19 protein-coding genes are annotated in these 21,430 nt (G+C 68.6%); 7 read left to right on the plus strand and 12 right to left on the minus strand.

What is annotated here, in order from left to right; translation table 11 throughout:
• The first annotated feature begins 56 nt into the window (after window positions 1-56).
• From ppx to lpxH, 4 genes are all read left to right on the plus strand, one after another.
• Entirely contained in the window at window positions 57-1,583 is a 1,527-nt protein-coding gene (ppx, locus tag OC534_RS07915; RefSeq protein ID WP_136005556.1) for an exopolyphosphatase, read from the plus strand.
• 97 nt (window positions 1,584-1,680) lie between these two features.
• Entirely contained in the window at window positions 1,681-2,817 is a 1,137-nt protein-coding gene (locus OC534_RS07920) for a glycosyltransferase family 1 protein (protein ID WP_017357092.1), read from the plus strand.
• Entirely contained in the window at window positions 2,798-3,337 is a 540-nt protein-coding gene (locus tag OC534_RS07925) for a phosphatase PAP2 family protein (RefSeq protein ID WP_017357091.1), read from the plus strand. Before OC534_RS07920 ends, OC534_RS07925 begins: the two co-directional genes overlap by 20 nt.
• A 45-nt stretch (window positions 3,338-3,382) precedes the next feature.
• Window positions 3,383-4,123, plus strand: coding sequence for a UDP-2,3-diacylglucosamine diphosphatase (gene lpxH, locus OC534_RS07930; protein WP_017357090.1), 741 nt, complete (start codon window positions 3,383-3,385; stop codon window positions 4,121-4,123).
• An 85-nt stretch (window positions 4,124-4,208) separates the two neighbouring features.
• Here lpxH and OC534_RS07935 read toward each other — a convergent pair whose 3' ends face one another.
• Window positions 4,209-5,465, minus strand: a complete 1,257-nt coding sequence (locus OC534_RS07935; RefSeq protein WP_262071649.1) for a zinc-dependent metalloprotease — start codon at window positions 5,463-5,465, stop codon at window positions 4,209-4,211.
• 238 nt (window positions 5,466-5,703) lie between these two features.
• Between OC534_RS07935 and OC534_RS07940 the strand changes: the two genes are divergently transcribed.
• Entirely contained in the window at window positions 5,704-7,194 is a 1,491-nt protein-coding gene (locus tag OC534_RS07940) for a DUF2235 domain-containing protein (RefSeq protein WP_017357088.1), read from the plus strand.
• Here the strand turns inward: OC534_RS07940 and OC534_RS07945 are convergent.
• The 7 genes from OC534_RS07945 to OC534_RS07975 all read right to left on the minus strand — a co-directional run bounded on the left by OC534_RS07945 (window position 7,167) and on the right by OC534_RS07975 (window position 15,872).
• Window positions 7,167-8,027, minus strand: a complete 861-nt coding sequence (locus tag OC534_RS07945; RefSeq protein ID WP_262071650.1) for a ferritin-like domain-containing protein — start codon at window positions 8,025-8,027, stop codon at window positions 7,167-7,169. The genes OC534_RS07940 and OC534_RS07945 overlap by 28 nt on opposite strands.
• A 10-nt stretch (window positions 8,028-8,037) precedes the next feature.
• Window positions 8,038-9,504 (minus strand): amidophosphoribosyltransferase, encoded by a 1,467-nt coding sequence (gene purF / locus OC534_RS07950; protein WP_017357086.1) that lies wholly within the window; start codon window positions 9,502-9,504, stop codon window positions 8,038-8,040.
• 29 nt (window positions 9,505-9,533) lie between these two features.
• Window positions 9,534-10,265 carry a CvpA family protein gene (locus OC534_RS07955; RefSeq protein WP_136005548.1) on the minus strand — a complete coding sequence of 244 codons (732 nt, stop codon included), beginning with the start codon at window positions 10,263-10,265 and terminating at the stop codon, window positions 9,534-9,536.
• A 52-nt stretch (window positions 10,266-10,317) separates the two neighbouring features.
• A complete protein-coding gene (locus OC534_RS07960; protein WP_153164573.1) occupies window positions 10,318-11,352 on the minus strand; it encodes an SPOR domain-containing protein in 1,035 nt (344 codons plus the stop codon).
• A gap of 106 nt (window positions 11,353-11,458) precedes the next feature.
• Complete coding sequence (gene folC / locus OC534_RS07965) at window positions 11,459-12,733, minus strand: bifunctional tetrahydrofolate synthase/dihydrofolate synthase (RefSeq protein ID WP_153164574.1); 1,275 nt, start codon at window positions 12,731-12,733, stop codon at window positions 11,459-11,461.
• Between the two features lie 46 nt (window positions 12,734-12,779).
• Window positions 12,780-13,424 carry a histidine phosphatase family protein gene (locus tag OC534_RS07970; RefSeq protein WP_017356794.1) on the minus strand — a complete coding sequence of 215 codons (645 nt, stop codon included), beginning with the start codon at window positions 13,422-13,424 and terminating at the stop codon, window positions 12,780-12,782.
• A 282-nt stretch (window positions 13,425-13,706) separates the two neighbouring features.
• The gene (locus OC534_RS07975; RefSeq protein WP_017356795.1) at window positions 13,707-15,872 is read right to left on the minus strand and encodes a S46 family peptidase; all 2,166 of its coding nucleotides are present in this window, start codon (window positions 15,870-15,872) and stop codon (window positions 13,707-13,709) included.
• Window positions 15,873-16,055: 183 nt separating this feature from the next.
• On the opposite strand from OC534_RS07975, the gene tdh reads away from it, so the two are divergent.
• Window positions 16,056-17,078 (plus strand): L-threonine 3-dehydrogenase, encoded by a 1,023-nt coding sequence (tdh, locus tag OC534_RS07980; RefSeq protein ID WP_026070885.1) that lies wholly within the window; start codon window positions 16,056-16,058, stop codon window positions 17,076-17,078.
• A 132-nt stretch (window positions 17,079-17,210) separates the two neighbouring features.
• On the opposite strand, the gene OC534_RS07985 is transcribed toward tdh, so the two are convergent.
• Window positions 17,211-17,912: a TorF family putative porin gene (locus tag OC534_RS07985; protein WP_017356797.1), complete on the minus strand. Its 702-nt coding sequence runs from the start codon at window positions 17,910-17,912 to the stop codon at window positions 17,211-17,213.
• 192 nt (window positions 17,913-18,104) lie between these two features.
• Here OC534_RS07985 and kbl point away from each other — a divergent pair, with 192 nt between their 5' ends.
• Window positions 18,105-19,316, plus strand: a complete 1,212-nt coding sequence (kbl, locus tag OC534_RS07990; protein ID WP_017356798.1) for a glycine C-acetyltransferase — start codon at window positions 18,105-18,107, stop codon at window positions 19,314-19,316.
• Window positions 19,317-19,391: 75 nt separating this feature from the next.
• Here kbl and OC534_RS07995 read toward each other — a convergent pair whose 3' ends face one another.
• The 3 genes from OC534_RS07995 to OC534_RS08005 form a co-directional block, all read right to left on the minus strand.
• Window positions 19,392-19,727: a hypothetical protein gene (locus OC534_RS07995; RefSeq protein WP_262071651.1), complete on the minus strand. Its 336-nt coding sequence runs from the start codon at window positions 19,725-19,727 to the stop codon at window positions 19,392-19,394.
• Between the two features lie 91 nt (window positions 19,728-19,818).
• Complete coding sequence (locus OC534_RS08000) at window positions 19,819-20,658, minus strand: pseudouridine synthase (RefSeq protein ID WP_262071652.1); 840 nt, start codon at window positions 20,656-20,658, stop codon at window positions 19,819-19,821.
• Window positions 20,659-20,677: 19 nt separating this feature from the next.
• The gene (locus OC534_RS08005; protein ID WP_017356945.1) at window positions 20,678-21,184 is read right to left on the minus strand and encodes a hypothetical protein; all 507 of its coding nucleotides are present in this window, start codon (window positions 21,182-21,184) and stop codon (window positions 20,678-20,680) included.
• Window positions 21,185-21,430 lie beyond the last annotated feature (246 nt).

Consider the following 21,430-nt stretch of genomic DNA (forward strand, 5'->3'; position numbering starts at 1 on the left):
CCCATGTGAAGGCCGTGCGGTGACGCCGCACACCGGCCTTCGGCTAACATTCGCCCATGCCGCATACCACCACGACTCCGCCCGCCCTGCAGGATGGCGACCTGCTCGCCGCCATCGATCTTGGATCGAACAGTTTCCATATGGTCATCGCGCGCTACACGCTCGGGCAGCTGCGGGTGGTTGACCGCCTGCGCGAGACGGTGCGCATGGCCGATGGGCTGGATGGCAAGGGCGGCCTGTCCGCCGACGCGCGGCAGCGCGCGCTGGAATGCCTGGCCCGGTTTGGCCAGCGCATCCGCGCCATTCCGCCGGTGCGCGTCCGCGCCCTGGCCACCAATACCGTGCGCCAGCTGCGCTCGCCGCAGGCCTTCCTGATGCCGGCCGAAACCGCGCTGGGGCATGCCATCGAAGTGGTCAGCGGCCGCGAGGAGGCGCGCCTGATCTACCTGGGCGTGGCCCACGCGCAGCCGCCCAAAGCGGACCAGCGCCGCCTGGTGATCGACATCGGCGGCGGCTCCACCGAGTTCATCATCGGCCAGGGCATGCAGACCCTGGAGCGCGAAAGCCTGCAGGCCGGCTGCATTGCCAGCACGCGGCGCTTCTTCCCCGGCGGCAAACTCAGCCGCAAGCGCTGGAAGGACGCATTGACCGAGATCGGCGCCGAGTTCCAGCAGTTCGCCACCAAATACCGCGCGCTGGGCTGGCACGAAGCGCTCGGCTCGTCGGGCACACACAAAGCGATCAGCGAAATCTGCGCGACGATGAAGCTGAGCAAGGGCGCGATCACCGCCGAGGCCCTGCCGCAGCTGCGCGACGAGCTGCTCAAGGCCAAACGGATCGACGACATCGACCTGCCCGGCCTGTCGGCCGACCGCCGCCCGATCATCGCCGGCGGCATCCTGGTGCTGGAGGCCGCCTTCCAGGCGTTGGGCCTGCAGAAGCTGCTGGTCAGCAAAGCGGCCATGCGCGAAGGCATCCTGTACGACATCCTCGGCCGCGCCAGCGAGAACGACCTGCGCGACGAGTCGGTGGCCGCGCTCAGCCTGCGCTACGGGATCGATACCGTGCAGGCCGAGCGCGTGGAACGCACCGCGATGGACCTGCTTGGCCAGGTGGACGCCGCCTGGGGGCTGGACCCCGACGATGCACGCATGCTGGGCTGGGCCGCGCGCCTGCACGAGCTGGGCCTGATGATCGCGCACAGCGGCTACCACGTGCATGGCAGCTATGTGCTGGAGAACTCCGACATCGCCGGCTTCTCGCGCCAGGAACAGCAACTGCTGGCCGCGCTGGTGCGCACCCATCGCCGCAACGTGCCCAAGGCCGCCTTCGATGCGCTGCCCGAGCGCCTGCTGCTGCCGGCACGCCGGATGGCCGCCCTGCTGCGGTTGGCGGTGCTGCTCAACCGCGCCCACGAGGACACCCCCATGCCGGCACTGGAACTGACCGCCGACGATACCCGGCTGTCGCTGATCCTCCCACAGGCGTTCATCGACGCGCGGCCGCTGCTGCGCGCCGACCTGATCGGCGAAACCGAGGGCCTGGCAGGGCTGGGGATGCAGTTCAGGCCGTTCGTGGCCTGAACCGGGCGGCCCGGCCGGGCCGTCATCCGATGGTCATGCCAGGGTCATGTCGGCTACATCGCCGGCGCCCAGCATGCGCGCATACGGGAGGTCCGCCATGCGCTATGCCATCGTCACCGAGACATATCCACCCGAGGTCAACGGCGTTGCATTGACCGTCCAGGGGCTCGAACAGGGGCTGCGTGCGGCCGGCCACCAGGTTGATCTGGTGCGTCCACGCCAGGCCGGCGACGCCGACGGGGAGAGCACCCTGCTGGTGTCCGGAGCGGCCCTGCCCCGCTACCCCGGCCTGCGCTTCGGCCTGCCGGCACCCAAGCGGCTGGCGCGCCAGTGGCAGCAGCAGCGCCCGGATGCGATCTACATCGCCACTGAAGGCCCGTTGGGCTGGTCGGCCCTGCGTACCGCGCGGCGGATGGGCATCCCGGTCGCCACCGGTTTCCACACGCGCTTTGACGAGTACCTGCCCGACTACGGCGTGGCCTGGCTGCAGGCTGCGGCACTGCGCTGGATGCGGCGCTTCCACAACCAGTCCGACGCCACCCTGGTCCCCACCCAGGAGCTGCAGCAGTTCCTCTGCGAACAGGGCTTTGAGCGGGTGCGCCTGCTGGCGCGCGCGGTGGACAGCCGTCAGTTCGAGCCGACCCGGCGCGATCCGGCGCTGCGCGAGGAATGGGGCATCGACGGCACCGGCTTTGCCGCGATCTACGTCGGCCGCATCGCACCCGAAAAGAACCTTGCGCTGGCCGTGAAGGCCTTCCGGCGGCTGCAGCAGGTGCGGCCCAAAGCCCGCTTCGTGTTCGTCGGCGACGGCCCGTCGCGCGCCGCACTGGCGCATGACAACCCGGACTTCATCTTCTGCGGTGTACAGCGCGGGGATGCGCTGGCCCGCCATTTCGCCAGTGGCGATCTGTTCCTGTTCCCCAGTCGCAGCGAGACCTTCGGCAACGTGACCCTGGAAGCGATGGCCAGCGGCCTGGCCACGGTGGCCTTCGACTATGGCGCGGCGCGCGAACACCTGCGCACCGATGAGAGCGGCATTGCGGTCGGCGACGACGCCGCGTTCGTGACCGCCGCCGTGCAGTTGGCCGGGGACGATGTGCTGCGGGCGCGACTCGGGCGCAACGCGGCCCTCGCCATGAAGCGGCTGCATCCGCAGCAGGTGGTGGCCGAGTTCGATGCCCTGCTTGCCGAGCTGGCCCAGGCCCGGAGGCCGCATGCCGACCACGCCGCTTGACGCCCTGCGCGGCCATGAAGCGCGCTGGTGCCGCCGCGCCAATCACTACTGCCGGCGACGGCGGGTACGGCAGGGGTTTGCCGCGGTCAGCCGCCTCGGCGACGGCGTGTTCTGGTACGTCCTGATGGGCGCGCTGGTGCTGCTGGACGGCTTCGACGGCCTGCGCGCCTCGCTGCACATGGCGGCCACCGGGCTGTTGGCGCTGCTGCTCTACAAGGGCCTCAAGCGCTGGACACGACGCCCGCGCCCCTACGCCGCCGATCTGCGTATCCGCGCGTGGGTAGCGCCGCTGGACGAGTTCAGCTTTCCGTCCGGCCATACCCTGCACGCGGTGTCCTTCACCATCGTGGCGCTGGCCTACTACCCGTGGCTGGCACCGCTGCTGGTACCGTTCACGGCGGCGGTCGGGGTGTCGCGGGTGGTACTGGGCCTGCACTATCCCAGCGATGTGCTGGCCGCCACCGCGATCGCCACCGGCCTGGCCGGTGCCAGCCTGCAGTGGTTGCCGCTCCCGGTGTGAGGCGGTGCGGCGGTGCGGCGGCGCCCGACGTTTTACAATGCGCGCATGACCACGTTGTTCATTTCCGATCTGCATCTGGACCCCAGCCGTCCAGCCATCACCGACCTGTTCCTGGCCTTCCTGCAGCGCGACGCACTGCAGGCCGACGCGCTGTACATCCTGGGCGATCTGTTCGAGGCCTGGATCGGCGACGATACGCCGTCCGCCGCCGCCGATGCGGTGGCCGATGCGCTGCACGCGGTAGCCGACGCCGGGGTGCCGGTGTACTTCATCCGCGGCAACCGCGACTTCCTGGTCGGAGACGACTACGCCCGGCGCGCGGGGTTCCGCATCCTGCCCGACCCGAGCGTGATCGACCTCTACGGCCGGCCGGTGCTGCTGCAGCACGGCGACCTGCTGTGCACCGATGACGTGGCCTACCAGCAGTTCCGCACGCAGACCCGCGACCCGGCCTTCCAGGCGCAGTTCCTGGCGCAGCCGCTGGCCGCGCGCATCGCGTTCGCACAGAAGGCGCGCGATGCCAGCCAGGCGCGCCAGTCGGAGATGAAGCAGGGCGACAGGGCCCAGTTCGAAACGGTCACCGACGTCGCCCCGGCCGACGTGGAGGCCGCCTTCATCCGGTACGGCGTGGACACCATGATCCACGGCCATACCCATCGTCCGGCGATCCACACGCTCCACGCGGGCGGGCGCGAGTGCACGCGCATCGTGCTCGGCGACTGGTACGAACAGGGTTCGGTGCTGCGCGTGACCCCGCAGGGGTGGACGCTGGAATCGCTGGCGTAAGGTACCGATCCACCGTTGGCACCTGCCCGCTTGGTCGAGTGGGTACCCACCCTTGCCGGGTGGGCACCCACAGCCCCCGGCAGCGTCAGCGGAACGCGGCGACGGCTGCCTTGGTGTTGACCAGCACCCGCTGGTTGTCCGCACTGGCGGCAATGCCCATCGGAATCCCGTTGTAGCTGATGTTCGGGTTGGACCAGAAGTTCAACCGCGGGCAGCTGCGCGTGCAGTTGTAGGCCATGATCGTGCGCCAGCCGGTGCCCGTGGCCGGTTGGTAACGGTAGCCGTGGCCATAGGCGTACGGCGAGGTGCTCGAATCGGTGGCGATGTCGTGGCGGGCGCTCTGCAGATGGCCGATCTCATGGGCGAAGGAGTAGTACCCGGTCGCGCAGTCCCAGTGCACGGCGGCGAACGCTGTGCTGGCGGTGGAGCCGATGCCCGAGGCCAGGCCGCAGGAACTGGCGTTGTTGATCACCAGGACCGCCACGTCGGCGCGGGTGGTGTTGCGGCTGGTGTGGATGCTGTCCATATAGCCGTCACTGGTCTGGCGGAAGCGCGCCAGGTCGGTGGAGAAGCTGCTGGACTCGGTATATGCGGTGGTCTCGTAGCCGGCCAGCTGCAGCGTGATGCCGACGTTGCTGTTGACGTAGCCCTGGTTGGATTCCGCCACGGCCAGCTGCACCAGCGACTGCATGTTGCCGCCGTACGCGGCGACCGCGCCGTTGGTGGCCACCACCAGTACGCGGATGGTGGCCGGCGTACCCGAGGACGCGGCCGCAATGCCGATCTGCTCGTTGACCGGCATCGCCACCGTCGGCAGCCGGTTGTAGTCGGCCGGATGGTCGGCCGGCATGCGCGACTCATCCACTTCCACCAGCACGTGGCGCCCGTCGCTGATCGGACGCAGGCGGTACAGCTGGCCATCACGCCGGATGGTGCCGGTGACCGTGTCGCCGGCGCGCACCAGGATGATCTGGTTGAGCGGGTCCGGGGCACCGGCCTTGGCCAGCCGCGCACCGGTACGGGTGCCGAGCTGGCCGTACCACACGCTGCCCCCGTCGGCGAGGGTCTCCACACGGCTCTGCAGGGCCTGCACCGGCTGCCCGAGCAGCTCGAACTCAAGTTGCTTCTGGGTCGCGGTCACCGCAGCCGCATCCACCTGCACTTCCTGCACGGTGGCCGTGGACGGGGAGTTCATCAGCGCGCTCAGCGCCGGCTGGCTGCTGGCCGATGCGCGGCTCACCACGGTGACCGGGGCGAACAGCGACGCGGCCGAGGCACTGCCGGCGGTCAACAGGCACAACGTGATCACACCTGCGGTCTTGCTCATCGATCTGGACATCATGTCGGCTCTCTATGAGTGGGAACACTGCGGGGAAGTCGTTGCTGCAAGCGGCCGATTGCGACAGGCCAGCGCCATATGGCGCCTGTTGATCGCGTGAATTCAATAGATGCAACTGATGACCTTTCAAATCTGTGATCCGCATCCGCACGGTTCAGCAACATCACGTTCCGCCTCCCCGTCGCGCCAGTCCCGGTTTCGCGCTAACGTGATCGGGCATCGACCGGGGGGCAGGAGCGACATGGCGGGGGGACATGGCAATGAAGGCACGGCAGCGGCGGTACCGCTGCAGATCGGCCTGTTCTTCGACGGCACCCGCAACAATGCCGACAACCTGCGGCACGCCTCGCGTCCGCCCGGCAGCACCACACCCGCTCCACGCCCGCCGGCGATCCGCGCCGACGATGCCTCGCCCTACCAGAGCCGGCTGACCAGCAGCTACAGCAATGGCCTGACCAACATTGCGCGTCTGCACGGCCTGTACCCGGACCATCGCGGCACGGGCCACCCGGCCGCCGGCCCGCTGTCACTGGCGATCTACATCGAGGGCGTCGGCACGCGCACCGGCAAGGACGACGACCTGATGGGCCTGGCCTTCGGCGTTGGCCGGACCGGCGTGCGCGCCAAGGTCCACCGCGCCTTGGACGTCCTGCTGCCCGATGCCCTGCGCACGCTGGCCCGGCAGCCCAGGCTGCCGGCGATCGCCGCGGTGCGGGTGGACCTGTTCGGCTATTCGCGCGGTGCCGCCGCCGCACGCGATGCCGTCAATCGCCTTGCGCGCCCCGAGGGAGCGGCCTGGCTGCGTGAACAACTGGTGCGCGCCGGGCTGGCGCTGGCGCCGGCGTTCCCCGGGCAAGCGCGCCGGGTCCGTTTCGTCGGGCTGCTCGATACCGTGGTGGCGGTCGATCGTCGCCAGCGCGACCAGCTGCCCGAGGTCGCACTCGCCGCCGACTGCGCGGACACGGTGCTGCAGCTCACCGCCCGCGACGAACATCGCGAGCACTTCGCGCTGACCAGCGTGGCACCGCCGCACGAGGAAATCGCCCTGCCCGGTGTGCACGCCAACATCGGCGGCGGCTACGACCAGACGGTGGAAGGCCCCAAACTGCTGACCCGCCCGCTCGGCCAGATCCTCGATGACCACGGCTTGGCCGACGGCGCGACGCCGCCCCTGTCGCTGCTGCGTGCCAGCGACGTCCATCGTCGTGCACAGGCGCAGTGTCGCCAGTGGCAGGCCACCTTGAGCCTGGGCGACGAGGCGGTGTGGGTCGACGTGTGGCACCAGTGGCAGCAGCAGCGTCGGGCCGGCAGCCGCAGCGTGCGCCTGCTGCCCACGCTGCACGTCTACGCGGCGGTGGTACTGCGGCGGTCCATCGACCCGCGCTACCAGTGGATCGCACTGCGCCTGCTGCACCAGCGGGCGGCGGCGGCCGGCGTGCCCTGGCGGGCCACACCGGACCAGGACCCGGCGCTGGCTCTGCCGGCACCGCTGCTGCCCATTGCCGCGCGCCTGCTGGCCGGCCAGCCGCTGGATGCCGCGCAGGAACGGTTGCTGCGGCAGCGCTACGTGATGCAGTCGGCCCACTGGAATTTCGATGCGCTGGGCGATACGGCGCTGCTGTACGCCGCCGACGAGGCCGCCCGCGAGCTGCCCTATCGGCCCGGCCCGGGACTGTTCTACGTGAACCGGCCGACCGAGGACGGTCAGCGCGTGGTGCTGGCCAACGCCTGACCGCGCATCTCGGTCTGCTCGATCAGTTCGGCCAGTTCGTCCTCGTCGAACCCGGCCAGCAGCCGCGCTTCGAGATTGAACGGGCCATACAGGAAACCGCCGGCGTACTCCTTCAGCAGTGCCATGAAGCGCGGCCGTGGTTCGACGCCTGCACGGGTGCAGTACCAGCGGTACCAGCGCGAGCCGGCCGCCACATGCGCCACTTCCTCGCGCAGGATGATCTCCAGCACGTCGGCGGTGTCGGCATCGCCGCTGGAACGCAGCTTGACGATCATGCCCGGGGTCACATCCAGCCCGCGCGCTTCGAGCACGCGCGGCACCAGCGCCATCCGTGCCAGGCCGTCATACGCGGTCTTCTCGCACATCTCCCACAGGCCGTTGTGCGCGTCGAAGTCGCCGTAGGCATGGCCCAGGGCCTGCAGGCGACCATGCAGCAGCATGAAATGACGCGACTCGTCGTCCGCCACGCCCACCCAGTCGGCGTGGAACGATCCGGGGAGCCCGCGGAAGCGGTACACCGCATCCCACGCGAGGTCGATGGCATTGAGTTCGATGTGGGCGATGGCGTGGATGAACGCAGCGCGCCCCTCCGCACTGCCCAGGCCGCGTCGCGGCAACTCGCGCGGGTGCACCAGGGTCGGCCGCACCGGGCGGCCCGGCATGCGGATTGGTTCGGGGGGCGGCGCCTCGGCCGGTGCCTTCAGGCGCCCGGCGCGGAACTGCGCCGCGTAGTGCTGGGTGAGCGCGACCTTGCGCAGCGGATCGGGCTCGGCCAGGCACTGCTGCGCGGCGCGCAGCAGGTTGCCGGCGGCAGTGTCCATCGCCTCGCCCATGCCAACGGCCTCAGGCGCGCCGCTTGTGCTTGGCATCGTCCGAACGCAACTGCTGGATGCGCTCGAAGTAGCCCGGTTCAATCCCGGTCGGGTAGATCCCGTTGAAGCACGAGGAGTCGAACGTCTTCAGCTCCGGATTGCCTTCGCGCACCGCCGCTTCCATGTCCTCGATGTCCTGGTAGATCAACCAGTCACAGCCCAGGTGCGCCTCGATTTCCTCGACGCTCCGGTTGTGCGCGACCAGTTCCTCGGCCGCCGGCATGTCGATGCCGTAGATGTTGGGGTAACGCACCGGCGGCGCGGCGCTGGCCAGGTAGACCTTGCGCGCACCGGCGTCGCGCGCCATCTGGACGATCTGCTGGCTGGTGGTGCCGCGCACGATCGAATCGTCTACCAGCAGCACCACGCGGTTGCGGAATTCCAGGTGGATCGGATTGAGTTTGCGACGCACCGACTTCACCCGCTCGCCCTGCCCCGGCATGATGAAAGTGCGGCCGATGTAGCGGTTCTTGATGAAGCCTTCGCGGTACTTCACCCCGAGCGTGTTGGAGATCTCCAGCGCGGCGTCACGCGAGGTGTCCGGGATCGGAATGATGGTGTCGATGTCGTGGTCCGGGCGCAGGCGCAGGATCTTCTCGCCCAGCTTGATGCCCATGCGCATGCGCGCCTTGTGCACCGAGACGTTGTCGATCATCGAATCCGGGCGCGCGAAGTACACGTACTCGAAGATGCACGGGCTGTGCTCGGCCGGCTCGGCGCACACTTCGGAGAACAGCTCGCCGCGCGCGGTGATCACCAGCGCTTCGCCCGGGCGCACATCGCGCACGCGCTGGAAGCCCAGCACGTCCAGCGCGGACGACTCGGACGCCACGATGTATTCATCGCCTTCGGCATGGGCGCGCTTGCCCAGCACCAGCGGGCGGATGCCATGCGGATCGCGGAAGGCGACCAGGCCCAGGCCCAGCACCACGCTGATCACCGCATAACCGCCCTTGCAGCGGCGGTGCACGCCGGCCACGGCACGGATCGCCGCTTCCGGGGTGAGCTGGCGCTGCGCGTCCAGCTCGTAGGCGAATACGTTCAGCAGCACTTCGCTGTCCGAATCGGTGTTGACGTTGCGGCGGTCCTGTTCGAACACCTGCTGGCGCAGCGCTTCGGTGTTGATCAGGTTGCCGTTGTGGGCCAGCGCGATGCCATACGGCGAATTGACGTAGAACGGCTGCGCTTCATCCATGCCTTCCGAACCGGCGGTCGGGTAGCGCACATGCGCGATGCCGACGCGACCCTCCAGGGTCGACATCCGCTTGGCGTCGAACACGTCGCGGACCAGACCGTTGGCCTTCTGCACGCGCAGGCGGGTGCCATCGGCGGTGGCGATGCCGGCCGCATCCTGGCCGCGATGCTGGAGGACGGTCAGGCCGTCATACAACTGCCCGGCGACGTTCTGGTTGCCGACGATTCCGACGATGCCACACATGGTGCGAATCTCCGCTGGGCTGTGCCCATCTACAGTGAAGGTGGCCGTGCCTGGCCGGGGGAACCGTTCCGCGAGGGAGCGGTGTCGTCCGGACGCGCGCGCGCCGGCTCGATGTTGGTGGGCAGTGTGGAAGCCGGTCCGCGCGCCGCAGCGTCGGCAGGTACCGGGTCCCTCGCCTCGTCAACCGGACGCGGCCATCCGCGCCCTGCCACTACCTCGCCAAGCACGCCATTATCGCCTGTCGCGAGCGGCTTGCCCAATTCCAGCGGAGGCAGTTGCGGCAGATTCACCTCCGGCAGCGCCACCTCGGGCAGCTGCGCCTGCATCCAGCGCACGCCGGGCTGGAGCAGTGGGCGGACCTGGGAGTCGCGCCAGGCGGCCTCGTCGGGCAGCGGCGTGAAGGCGGCGAGCATCAGCAGGACGCAGCCCAGGAACGCCCCACGGACCAGGCCCAGGGCCCCGCCCAGCAGGCGGTCGGCGCCGGTCAGGCAGGTCACCTTCACGGCCGCTTTGATCAGCATTCCGATCCCGCCCACGGCAATCATCACCGCCAGGAACACGCCCAGGTAGCCGCCCACGTAATGGCCGGTGCCGGGCGCCGCCGGTGCAGCCCACCAGTGCGCGGCGTCGTTGCCGAACAGGAACGCCGCCCAGCCGGCCAGCAGCCAGGACAGCGTGGCGACCACGATGCCGACGAACCCGCGCATCAGCCCGAGCAGCACCGAAGTGCCGATCAGCGCCAGCAGCACGATGTCGATCACGCCCGCACGCCGCGGTGGGGCCGTGGGGCCGGCAGCCGGTGCATGCCGGGGCTCAAGGGTGCGGGCGGACCATGCCGGCCACGCCGACCTTGGCCGCGACCTGGGCCTTGAGGTTTTCGGCGTCGGCGCGGTTGGCCACCGGCCCGACGCGCACGCGGTTCAACGTGCCCTTGTCGGTGCGGACCTGCTCGACGAAGGCGCTGAAGCCCGCCGCGCGCACCTTGTCGCGCAGTGCATTGGCTTCAGCGGCCTGGCCGAAGGCGCCCAGCTGCACGGCGAACCCGACGCTGCTGGCGGCCGGTGCGGCCGGTGCGGAAACGGTGGCGGCTGCAGGTGCCGGCTTGGCGGGGGCCGGCTTCGGCTCGGGCTCGGGCTCGGGCTTGGGCGCGGCCGGCTTCGGCTCGGGCTTGGCGGCCGCCACCGGTTCGGCCGGCAGCGCTTCGGTTTTGACCGTATTGGCGGCTGCAGCGGCCGGGGTGGCGCTGGAGGCGCTGGCCGGGGCGGCAGCGGGCGTCGGCGTGGGTGTGGCAGCCACGGCGCTGTCGGCACGGGCGTCCAAGGTCACTACTTCGGCCTTGACGTCGCTGCGCACCTTCACTGCCTGCAGGCGGGCCGACTCGGCTTGGGCGCGATCCGCGTAGGGCCCCACGCGCACGCGCCAGGCCGGGCGGCCGTTGATCGTGGCCGGCTCGCTGAACCCGGGAAGCTGCGATTTCCTGAGGTAGGCGATCACCGCGTCGGCATCGGCCTGGCTGCCGTAGGCGCCGAAGCTGACCGCGTAATTGCCCGCAGCCACGGCCGGGGAGGTGTCAGCCGGCGCCGCATCGGCAGCCACGGCACTGGTGTCGGCCAGCGGCTGGGTGCTGGACACCCCGCTCTGCAGGCCGGTGGCGGCCCCGGTCGGCGCCACCAGGGGCAACTCACGCGTTTCGAATTGTCCGTCTGACGGTGCAGCCGGCGCGGTGATCGGCACATTGGCCACGCCGCTGTCCGGCGCGGGGCCCTTGACCAGCATGGGCAGGAAGATCACAGCCAAAGCCACCAGAACGATGGCACCAATCAGTCGCTGTTTCAGAGGAGTATCCACGGAAGGCAGGCAGGGCGGCGCGGCGGAATGCCACGGCGATTATACGGTCGCGCGCACGCGCGGCGTCGAATGCGGCTGAACGGCGGCACAGGACCGCCGACGGGATTCACGCTGTCGCTTCCAGCCACTGCAGGGCCTGCGCGGCCGTGTGGAAGGAACCGAACACCAGCACGCGATCACCGGGCTGGCTATCCCGCAGGGCCTGGTGCAGCGCATCGGTCACGCTGGCATGGCGGTTGCCATCGGCCGCGGCCGTGCCGGCCAGGCGCGCCTGCAACGCCTCGGCGCTCTGCGCGCGCGCGCCGTCCAGGCCGGCCAGGTGCCAGGTCTGGACCTGCGCCGCCAACGCCTCGACCACACCGGCGGCGTCCTTGTCCTGCAGTGCCGCGAACACGGCCACGGTGCGCCCGGCGGCCGGTGCGGCCTTGAGCGCGGCGGCCAGCTCGCGTGCGGCCTGCGGATTGTGGCCGACGTCGACCAGCACCTCCACGCCGTTGCGGTCGAAGGACTGCAGGCGGCCGCGGATGCGCGCATTGGCAATGCCCTCCACGAACGCCGCGCGCGGCAACGGCTTGTCCAGCGCGCGCAGCGCGGCAATCGCCGAGGCGGCATTGCGCAGCTGGATCGGCCCACGCAGCGCCGGCGTCGGCAGGTCGATGCGGAACCCGACGTCGCGCCAGCGCCAGTGCTGTGCGTCGATGACGTCGGCGAAGAAGTCGCTGCCGCCGCGGATCGCGTTGGCACCCAGCACGTAGGCGCGGGCCAGCACGCTGGACGGCGGATCGGTTTCACCGAGGATGACCGGCTTCCAGCCGCGGATGATGCCGGCCTTCTCGGTGCCGATCGCCTCGCGGTCTTCGCCGAGCCAGTCACTGTGGTCGATGTCCACGGTGGTGATCACGGCCACGTCGGCGTCGACAATGTTGACCGCATCCAGGCGCCCGCCCAGACCGACCTCCAGCACCGCCAGGTCCAGCCCGGCGGCGGCGAACAGGTGCAGCGCGGCAAGGGTGCCGTACTCGAAATAGGTCAGCGTGGTCTGCCCGCGCGCCTGTTCAACCGCGGCGAATGCAGCGACGAGTGCCTCGTCGGCAACGTCCTGGCCATCGATGCGCACGCGTTCGTTGTAACGCAGCAGGTGCGGGGAGGTGTATGCGCCGACCTTCCAGCCGGCGGCACGTGCGATGGCCTCGATGAAGGCCACGGTCGAGCCTTTGCCGTTGGTGCCGCCGACGACGATGGTACGGGCGGCCGGCGCGCCCAGGCTCATCGCCTGCGCCACGGTGCGCACCCGGTCCAGCCCCATGTCGATGGTGGCCGGGTGCTGCTGCTCGATGTAGGTGAGCCAGTCGGTGAGGGTCTGCGGGCGGGCGATGGTCATGGGCGTTGGATCAATGTGGCGGACGACGGGGCGGGACGGGACGGCGTTACAGCGCGCGGTGCTTGGCTTCGCCGAAGAACGGCGTGTGGTGGGCGCAGTCGTTCAGGCGAACCACTTCCAGGCTGTCCAGGTCGGAACCTTCGAGCAGGTTGAGGGTGGTCGGCGCCTGGCGGAAGGTCCACAGGCGGGAAAGCGGCAGGCCGAGGATGCGGCACAGGATCACGCGGTTGACGGCGTCGTGGGCGACGACCAGCAGGGTGTCGTGCTCGCCGAGGCCATCGGCGGCGCGGGCCAGGCCGCGCCAGCTGCGCTCCAGGACCAGGCGCAGCGATTCGCCACCCGGCATCAGGACGGTGTCCGGTTCTTCGCGCCAGGCCTTCAGCCGCGACGGATCCTTGTCGTTGATTTCGCTGGCCAGCAGACCCTCCCACTCACCGTGGGCGATTTCCTGCAGATCCGGTTCGGTGAGCAGCATGTCGGCGCGCGCGCTGCCCAATGCAAGCTGGGCGGTGCGCTGCGCACGCGACAGCGGCGAGGCGACGGCGCGGGTGATGTCGACCGAGACCAGGCGTTCGCCCAGCGCCTGGGCCTGGGCTTCGCCGATCGGCGACAGCGGGATATCGATCTGGCCCTGGTAGCGGCCTTCGGCGTTCCACGGGGTTTCGCCGTGACGGGCAAGCAGGATGCGCATGCGAGCAAAGGGTCCTTGGGGGGAGGAGTTCCGGCGTTTCGTTCACATCCTGTGAAAGCGCGCGGAACAGGGATCATACCCGGTTGACGCATCGAACCCGTGCCGGACGCGGTCTGGCCGCTCTGCGCCCACGTTGCGCCGGGGACCACCCGGTTGCGGTTGACGGCGGCCGCGATCAGTGCAGCGCCGCGCGCGGCCAGCCGGCCAACGGTCGGCTCAACCGGCCACAAAAAAAGCCCCGCTGCTTTCGCAGCGGGGCTCGGTGGATCTGCCCTGCCCGGCTTACTTGACCAGGTTCAGTTCCTTCAGCAGCTGCGGCGCCGGCGCCACTTCCTGCATGATCCACTGCATGTAACGGCTGTCCACCGAGATCATGCGGGTCATCACCGGGTCGAACACCCAGTTGGAGCTGACCGACTCCCAGTTGCCGTCGAAGGCCAGGCCGACCAGCTTGCCGTTGGCATCCAGCACCGGCGAACCCGAGTTGCCGCCGGTGATGTCCAGGTTGGACAGGAAGTTCACCGGTACCGAGCCGATGCGCTTGTCTTCCAGACCGCCGTACCGCTTGGCCTTGACCGCATCAAGCAGCGCCTTGGGCGAGTCGAACGGATCGGCACCGGTTTCCTTGGCGACGATGCCTTCCAGCGTGGTGAACGGGGTGTAGGCCACGCCGTCCTTCGGCGCATAGCCCATGACGTTGCCGAAGGTGATGCGCAGCGACAGGTTGGCGTCCGGGTACACGAACTCGCCCTGGCTCTTCTTGTAGTCCGCCAGCGCCTGCAGGTACAGCGGACGCGCGACCAGCGACTCGCCTTCGCGGGTCTTCCTCTGCTCTTCCTGCTTCAGCAGCGCAGGCATGACGGCCACCGCGTACTGGATCGCCGGATCGGTGCTGGCTTCGAATGCCGCGCGGTCGGCCTTGAACCACTTCAGGCGTTCATCCAGGCTGCCCAGCTTTGTACCCGACAACTTGCTCACCAGACCGTCGATGGCGGCCTTGTCGCTGCCCGCCAGCCACTGGTTCAGCACCTCGTTGTTGCGCTGTGCGGCCGGCAGTGCGGCGTACTGGCCCAGCCAGTAGGCCTGCAACTGCTGATCCATGCGCGCCACATAGCGGCGGTCCATCTGCTTGAGCGAACCCTCGATCGACGGCAGGTCGCGCTCCTGGTAACCGGCTTCGCGCTCGGCGTCGGCCTTGCTGCGCTCGATCGACAGGCGATACAGCGCGATTGCCGAACCCAGCACCGAGGTGTTGTTGAACTGGCCCACGATCAGGTCGCGGTCGCGGGTGGCGCGGCCTTCTTCCAGGTGCTTGATCAGCTGCGCGTGCGCGGCCAGCGCCGGCTTGCCGGCGGCGCCCTGCTTCTTCAGCCATGCCAGCACGGCCGCTTCCTCGGCCTGCTTCTGGCCGGCGGCGTCGATGCGCTTGAAGCCATCCAGCTGGCCCTGGTAGTTCTTGGCGGTGTTGTTGAGGCCGGCCATCGTGGCGGCGTACTTCACCTTGATGTCCGCGTCCTGCTGGCCGGCCTTGCCGATCAGGTCGATCACCGCGTTGTAGTGGCGCGCGATGGTCGGGTAGGTCCAGCTGGCGGTGTCGTTGAACTCAGCGGCCAGCGCGTAGCGGTTGGTACGGCCCGGGTAGCCGGCCACCATCACGAAGTCGTCGGCGCCCAGCGGCTGGTCGGCGAACTTCAGGAAGTGCTTGGGCTGGTAGGGCACGTTGTCGGCCGAGAACGCGGCCGGCTTGCCGTCCTTGCCCACGTAGGCACGGTAGAACGAGAAGTCGCCGGTGTGGCGCGGCCACATCCAGTTGTCGATGTCGCCACCGAACTTGCCCACGCTGCCCGGGGGCGCGTAGACCAGGCGGACGTCCTTGATTTCCATGTTGCGGAACAGGCGGTAGGTATTGCCGCCGGAGAAGCTGTACAGGCGGCAGCGGAAGCCGGCATCGGCTTCGCAGGCGGCGGTCTGGGCCTTGTCGAAGGCATCCAGCGCGCGGGTGCGGGCCAGCGGGTTCTTGCCGGCGGCGGCGATGGCGGCCTTGGCCTGGTCGGTCACGTCGGTGATCTGATCGAGCACGAATACGCGGGCGTTGGGGCCTGCGCTCAGTTCATCGCCCAGGGTCGGTGCGTTGAAGCCGTCCTTGATCAGGTTCTTCTCGGCGGTGGAGTTGAGCTGGATCGCGCCGTAGGCACAGTGGTGGTTGGTGACCACCAGGCCCTGCGGCGACACGAAGCTGGCGGTGCAGCCACCCAGTGCCACCACCGCGCCCATCGGATCGCCGGTCAGGTTGGAGATCTGCTCCGGGGACAGCTTCAGGCCGGCCTGCTTGAGCGGGCCGGCAATCTCCGGCAGCTGTTGGGGCACCCACATGCCTTCGGCGGCATGGGCGACCTGGACCAGCCCAAGGCTGGCGACGACGGAGAAAGCGAGCAGGTTCGAGCGCATTGAGCAGCCCCTGGTGAAAGAACCACCGAGTGTAGCCCAGCACCCGCCCCGCCCCGATGCCCGGAAGTCATGGCCCCCCAGGGGGACCCCGGACCACCCGCAACGCAGCATGGGAAAACTGCCGGCGGCTCTATAATCCGCGTTTTCCCCCAGACGAGTTCCACCCCGATGGCGCAGCAAACAATGAAGGCCCTGGTCAAGCGTGAAGCCGCCAAGGGCATCTGGCTGGAAGAGGTTCCGGTCCCCACCCCGGGCCCGAACGAAGTCCTGATCAAGCTGGAAAAGACCGCCATCTGCGGTACCGACCTGCACATCTACCTGTGGGACGAATGGAGCCAGCGCACCATCAAGCCGGGTCTGACCATCGGCCACGAATTCGTCGGCCGCATCGCCGGGATCGGCCCGGGCGTGACCGGCTATGAGATCGGCCAGCGCGTCTCGGCCGAAGGCCACATCGTGTGCGGCCACTGCCGCAACTGCCGTGGCGGCCGCCCGCACCTGTGCCCGAACACCGTGGGCATCGGCGTCAACGTCAACGGCGCCTTCGCCGAGTACATGGTGATGCCGGCCAGCAACCTGTGGCCGATCCCCGACCAGATCCCGTCCGAGCTGGCCGCCTTCTTCGACCCGTATGGCAACGCCGCGCACTGCGCGCTGGAGTTCAACGTGATCGGCGAAGACGTGCTGATCACCGGTGCCGGTCCGATCGGAATCATCGCTGCCGGCATCTGCAAGCACATCGGTGCGCGCAACGTGGTGGTCACCGACGTCAACGATTTCCGCCTGAAGCTGGCGGCCGACATGGGCGCCACCCGCGTGGTCAACGTGTCCAACACCTCGCTCAAGGACGTGATGAAGGACCTGCACATGGAGGGCTTCGACGTGGGCCTGGAAATGAGCGGCAATCCGCGCGCCTTCAACGACATGCTCGACTGCATGTACCACGGTGGCAAGATCGCCATGCTCGGCATCATGCCCAAGGGCGCCGGCTGCGACTGGGACAAGATCATCTTCAAGGGCCTCACGGTGCAGGGCATCTACGGCCGCAAGATGTACGAGACCTGGTACAAGATGACCCAGCTGGTACTGTCCGGCTTCCCGCTCGGCAAGGTGCTCACCCACCAGTTGCCGATCGACGACTTCCAGAAGGGCTTCGACCTGATGGAACAGGGCAAGGCCGGCAAGGTCGTGCTGAGCTGGAATTGACCATGCGGCGCGTCACGACCACCGGTCGTGACCTGCCACGGAGGTGATGCCCTGCCGGGCTGGGTGCCGACCGGGTGTCGGTACGAAAAAGGCGCCTTTCGGCGCCTTTTTCATGCCCATCGCCGCGTCAGGTCATTTGCCCACGGCCACGGTGAACACCACGCGGTTGTCGGCCAGCCTGCCGTTGTTGTCACGACCGGCACCATCGGTACCGTGGTAGCCCAGACCCAGGTTGAACAGGCCGAACTGGCGGCTCACGCCGACGTTGAAGTCGGTGTAGTCCTTGCCGAAATCGGTCTCGAGCGAGGTGCGGCCGACGTTCGCGCTCAGGGTGAAGTCATTGGGCAGGCCCCACTCGCCGCCCACCGCGTAATACCAGCTCTTGGTATCGGACCCGGACAGGTCGTTGGTGTAGGCCACCGTGAGCTTGTACTGCTCGGCAAACGTGGTGGTGGTGATCAGCTCGTTGTAGTTCAGCTCGCTGGCGCCCGGGTAGGTGTAGCGGTTGAGCAGCACGTCGAAATTGACGCCGTCCGTGACATCCACTCCGTAGCCGATCAGGTAGTCGATCTCCAGGTTCGGGTCGCCCGGCCCGAAGTCCACGCCCGAGCCCCACACGCCCGCATACAGGCCCACCGGCGAGGTGTAGGTGAAGCCGGCCTGCAGGGTCGGGTCCTCGTCGGTCTGGGAGACACCCCGGAACACGTAGTCCGATACCGCGGTGACGTTCCAGCTGAAGGGAGACTCGGTCTCGTCCTGGGCAGCGGCGGCGAACGGGGCAAGCAGGGCGGCGCAGAGCACAACGGCGGCGGTGCAGCGCGTGGCGTGGTTCATGCGGGGTCTCTCCAGACGTGGGGGCAGGTGCGGCGGGGTTTACGGTTTTTTAACCTGATTGATATTGCGATGCAACAATCACATGCGCAACCGTTTTCGCTCATGCCCCGGCCCGCGCGCCGCCGGAGGGCGGCCCCGGTACCGACGGGGACAGGTAAAATCCCGGGTTTCCCGTGCCGAAGACTGCCTGCCATGAGCGACGCCATCACCGCCCCGCTGACCCAGCACTACGTTGAAGAACTGGAGGCGATCCGCGCCCAGGGCCTGTTCAAGTCCGAACGCATCATCACCAGCCCGCAGTCGGCCGAGATCACGCTGGATGACGGCCGCACGGTGCTGAACTTCTGCGCCAACAACTACCTCGGCCTGGCCGACCACCCGGACCTGATCCAGGCGGCCAAGGATGCGCTGGACAGCCACGGCTTCGGCATGGCGTCGGTGCGCTTCATCTGCGGCACCCAGGACCTGCACAAGCAGCTGGAGAGGCAGATCGCCGACTTCTTCGGCAAGCAGGACACCATTCTCTATGCGGCCTGCTTCGATGCCAACGGCGGCCTGTTCGAACCGCTGCTCGGCGAAAACGACGCCATCATCTCCGATGCGCTCAACCATGCGTCGATCATCGACGGCGTGCGCCTGTGCAAGGCCAAGCGGTTCCGCTACGCCAACTGCGACATGGCCGACCTGGAAGCGCAGCTGCAGGCCGCCGACGCCGCCGGCTGCAGGACCAAGCTGATCACCACCGACGGCGTGTTCTCGATGGACGGTTTCATCGCGCCGCTGGACGAGATCACCGCGCTGGCGAAGAAGTACAACGCACTGGTGCACATCGACGAATGCCACGCCACCGGCTTCCTCGGCGCCACCGGCCGCGGCTCGGCCGAAGTCAAGGGCGTGCTGGAGAAGATCGACATCATCACCGGCACGCTGGGCAAGGCGATGGGCGGCGCGCTGGGCGGCTTCACCACCGCCAGCGCAGAAGTGATCGAGCTGCTGCGCCAGCGCTCGCGCCCCTATCTGTTCTCCAACTCCCTGCCGCCGCACGTGGTGGCTGCCGGCATCAAGGCCTTCGAGATGCTGGCCGCCGCCGGCGACCTGCGCAGCACGCTGGCCGACAACACCGCCTACTTCCGCCAGAAGATGACGGCCGCCGGTTTCGACGTGAAGCCGGGCGTGCATCCGATCAGCCCGGTGATGCTGTACGACGCGCCGCTCGCGCAGAAATTCGCCGAGCGCCTGCTCGAGGAAGGCATCTACGCGATCGGGTTCTTCTTCCCGGTCGTGCCCAAGGGCCAGGCGCGCATCCGCACCCAGATCAGCGCCGCACATACGCGTGCGCACCTGGATCGCGCGATCGACGCTTTCACCCGCATCGGTGTCGAGCTGGGCGTCATCAAGGGGTGATCAGCGCCTGCCGTAGCGCGGGCATTGCCCCGCGCTACGGCATTGGCCCGCCCTTGCCCGGTCGCGCACAGGGCGTCATTTCTTTTTCTTCTTGTCCTTCGCCGTTTCCTTGCTGGCCACCACCACCGCAGCGGCGCGATCCTGCGCGTTGCCCTTGGCCACGCGGATACCGTTGGCCTTCATCCAGGCATCGAACTCGTCGGCGCTCATGCGCCTGTCGCCGTCACTCATCAGGAAACGGTAACTGCCCCGGCCGTCCAGCTCCGGCGTGTGGATCTCCACGATCGGTTCGCTCGTCGGTGGCGGCGCCTTGGCCATCTGCTTATGGCCGCCGCAGGCGCCCAGCAGCGCGACGGGTACCAGCAGGCAGCCGCCGCGCAGGAGGAAACGGTGGAAAGAGTTGACGTGCATGGTCTTGCTCCCGGTGATGATCGGAATGTCCCTTCGAAGGCCATCCATTGCCCGGGTCGACTGGCCTGCCACATGCCGGCAGGCCGCGAGGTCACGGTGAGGCCACAGCGCCCTTGGCCGCGGCATACAGCAGGTCCAGATCGTGTTGGCTGAGTTCGCGCCAGGCGCCCTTGCCCAGCTCACCCATCGGCAGCTGTCCGATGGCCACGCGCACCAGCCGCAGCACATTGATGTCGACGGCGGCCAGCAGGCGGCGGATGTGGCGGTTGCGCCCCTCCTCCAGCACCACTTCCAGCCAGGCGGTTTTCTCGCCGCTGCGCAGCAGGTCGACACGCCGCGCGCACAGGCGCTCGCCGTCATCCTCGACGCCGGCGCACAGCGCCTGCAACTGTGCGGCATCGGGGATCGTGTCGATCTGCACGTGATAGGTCTTGTCCGGCCCGGTCGTCGGGTCGGTGAGCCGGGCGGCCCACTGCGGATCGTTGCTGAACAGCAGCAGCCCTTCGCTGGCCTTGTCCAGGCGCCCCACCGGCGCGATCCACGGCAGGCCCGCACCGTCGAAGCAGCGGTAGACCGTGTCGCGGCCCTGCTCGTCCTGTGCGGTCGTGACCAGCCCGCGCGGTTTGTTGAGCATCAGATGGATGCGCCGCGGCGCATCCAGCGCGCGTCCATCCACGCGCACCTGGTGGTGCCCATCGATGATCGGGTACTCGGGGTTGTTGATGACCCGCCCGTCCACCGTGACCCGTCCGTCGGCAATCCAGCGCGCCGCTTCGGTGCGCGAGCACAGGCCCGCCTTGGACAGCACCCGGGCCAGGCCGTGCCGCACGGCCCCGGCACTGCCCGGAGAGGGGGACTTCTGCGGGGACGCACGCCGCTCGGGGCGGCGTGGTCGGGGCGCGGACGCGGCGGGGGGCCGGCGTGTGGTCATGAGCTCCGCGCGCGGCGGCTTACTTCTTCTCGCCCGGCTTGGTGTCAGCCGGTGCTTCCGCGGCGGCCGGGACGGCAGCCGGCGCCGGACGCGCCTTGACCACGCGCACACCGCGCGCCTTCATCCAGGCGTCGAATTCTTCGGCGGTCATGCGCTTGCCGTTCTGGCTCATGTCAAAGCGCCACGGCGTGTTGTCGAACTCGGTCTGCGGCTTGTAGGCCGCCGGATCGTTCGGCTTGATCGCCGGTGCACCCGGCATCGCCTTGGCGATGTTCTGGCAGCCATCAATGCGCAGGCGCTGCAGCACGCGGTCCAGCGACTGGTGCTGGTCGAAATTGGAGGTCAGCACACCAGCCGGCATGCCGAGCTGCACGTTGCGGATGTACAGCTCCTCGGCCACGGGCGCGATCGCGGTGGCCGGCAGCGGCAGCGGCGAAGCGCTGGTGTTCGCCGAACAATCCACGGCTGCGTGGGCGGCGGGAACCAGGGCCAGGCCAAGCACGGTGGCCAGTGCGATACGCAGCATGGGATGCATCCAGGAAAGGGGTCGACGCGCCGAGTTTAACAGCGCCACAACGGCTTTCAAGATCCCACATTCAATGAATACGGCAACTTGTTGGATTTAAAGCAAAGATCCAATGCGGCGTGCGTCGGCGTGCTCGGTAGCTGCCGCCGCCGAACCGAAGGCGCATGGCAATGACAGTGGTCCGGCGCTTGGCGTTTGGGCGCAAAAAAAAGGGCCCGGCAATGCCGGGCCCTCTTCTGAGGCTGT

The organism is Stenotrophomonas sp. Marseille-Q5258 (assembly GCF_946900935.1).
Taxonomy (GTDB): domain Bacteria; phylum Pseudomonadota; class Gammaproteobacteria; order Xanthomonadales; family Xanthomonadaceae; genus Stenotrophomonas; species Stenotrophomonas nematodicola.

Excerpts from the sequence above, each read along its gene's own strand:
- OC534_RS07945 (WP_262071650.1), bottom strand. The coding sequence starts at position 8,027 with ATGGGCGAGGCGATGGACACTGCCGCCGGCAACCTGCTGCGCGCCGCG.
- OC534_RS08000 (WP_262071652.1), bottom strand. The coding sequence starts at position 20,658 with ATGACCACACGCCGGCCCCCCGCCGCGTCCGCGCCCCGACCACGCCGC.
- OC534_RS07995 (WP_262071651.1), bottom strand. The coding sequence starts at position 19,727 with ATGCACGTCAACTCTTTCCACCGTTTCCTCCTGCGCGGCGGCTGCCTG.
- OC534_RS07935 (WP_262071649.1), bottom strand. The coding sequence starts at position 5,465 with ATGATGTCCAGATCGATGAGCAAGACCGCAGGTGTGATCACGTTGTGC.
- lpxH (WP_017357090.1), top strand. The coding sequence starts at position 3,383 with ATGACCACGTTGTTCATTTCCGATCTGCATCTGGACCCCAGCCGTCCA.
- OC534_RS07920 (WP_017357092.1), top strand. The coding sequence starts at position 1,681 with ATGCGCTATGCCATCGTCACCGAGACATATCCACCCGAGGTCAACGGC.
- OC534_RS07940 (WP_017357088.1), top strand. The coding sequence starts at position 5,704 with ATGGCGGGGGGACATGGCAATGAAGGCACGGCAGCGGCGGTACCGCTG.
- ppx (WP_136005556.1), top strand. The coding sequence starts at position 57 with ATGCCGCATACCACCACGACTCCGCCCGCCCTGCAGGATGGCGACCTG.
- OC534_RS07975 (WP_017356795.1), bottom strand. The coding sequence starts at position 15,872 with ATGCGCTCGAACCTGCTCGCTTTCTCCGTCGTCGCCAGCCTTGGGCTG.
- OC534_RS07970 (WP_017356794.1), bottom strand. The coding sequence starts at position 13,424 with ATGCGCATCCTGCTTGCCCGTCACGGCGAAACCCCGTGGAACGCCGAA.
- OC534_RS08005 (WP_017356945.1), bottom strand. The coding sequence starts at position 21,184 with ATGCTGCGTATCGCACTGGCCACCGTGCTTGGCCTGGCCCTGGTTCCC.
- folC (WP_153164574.1), bottom strand. The coding sequence starts at position 12,733 with ATGACCATCGCCCGCCCGCAGACCCTCACCGACTGGCTCACCTACATC.
- kbl (WP_017356798.1), top strand. The coding sequence starts at position 18,105 with ATGAGCGACGCCATCACCGCCCCGCTGACCCAGCACTACGTTGAAGAA.
- tdh (WP_026070885.1), top strand. The coding sequence starts at position 16,056 with ATGAAGGCCCTGGTCAAGCGTGAAGCCGCCAAGGGCATCTGGCTGGAA.
- OC534_RS07925 (WP_017357091.1), top strand. The coding sequence starts at position 2,798 with ATGCCGACCACGCCGCTTGACGCCCTGCGCGGCCATGAAGCGCGCTGG.
- OC534_RS07985 (WP_017356797.1), bottom strand. The coding sequence starts at position 17,912 with ATGAACCACGCCACGCGCTGCACCGCCGCCGTTGTGCTCTGCGCCGCC.
- purF (WP_017357086.1), bottom strand. The coding sequence starts at position 9,504 with ATGTGTGGCATCGTCGGAATCGTCGGCAACCAGAACGTCGCCGGGCAG.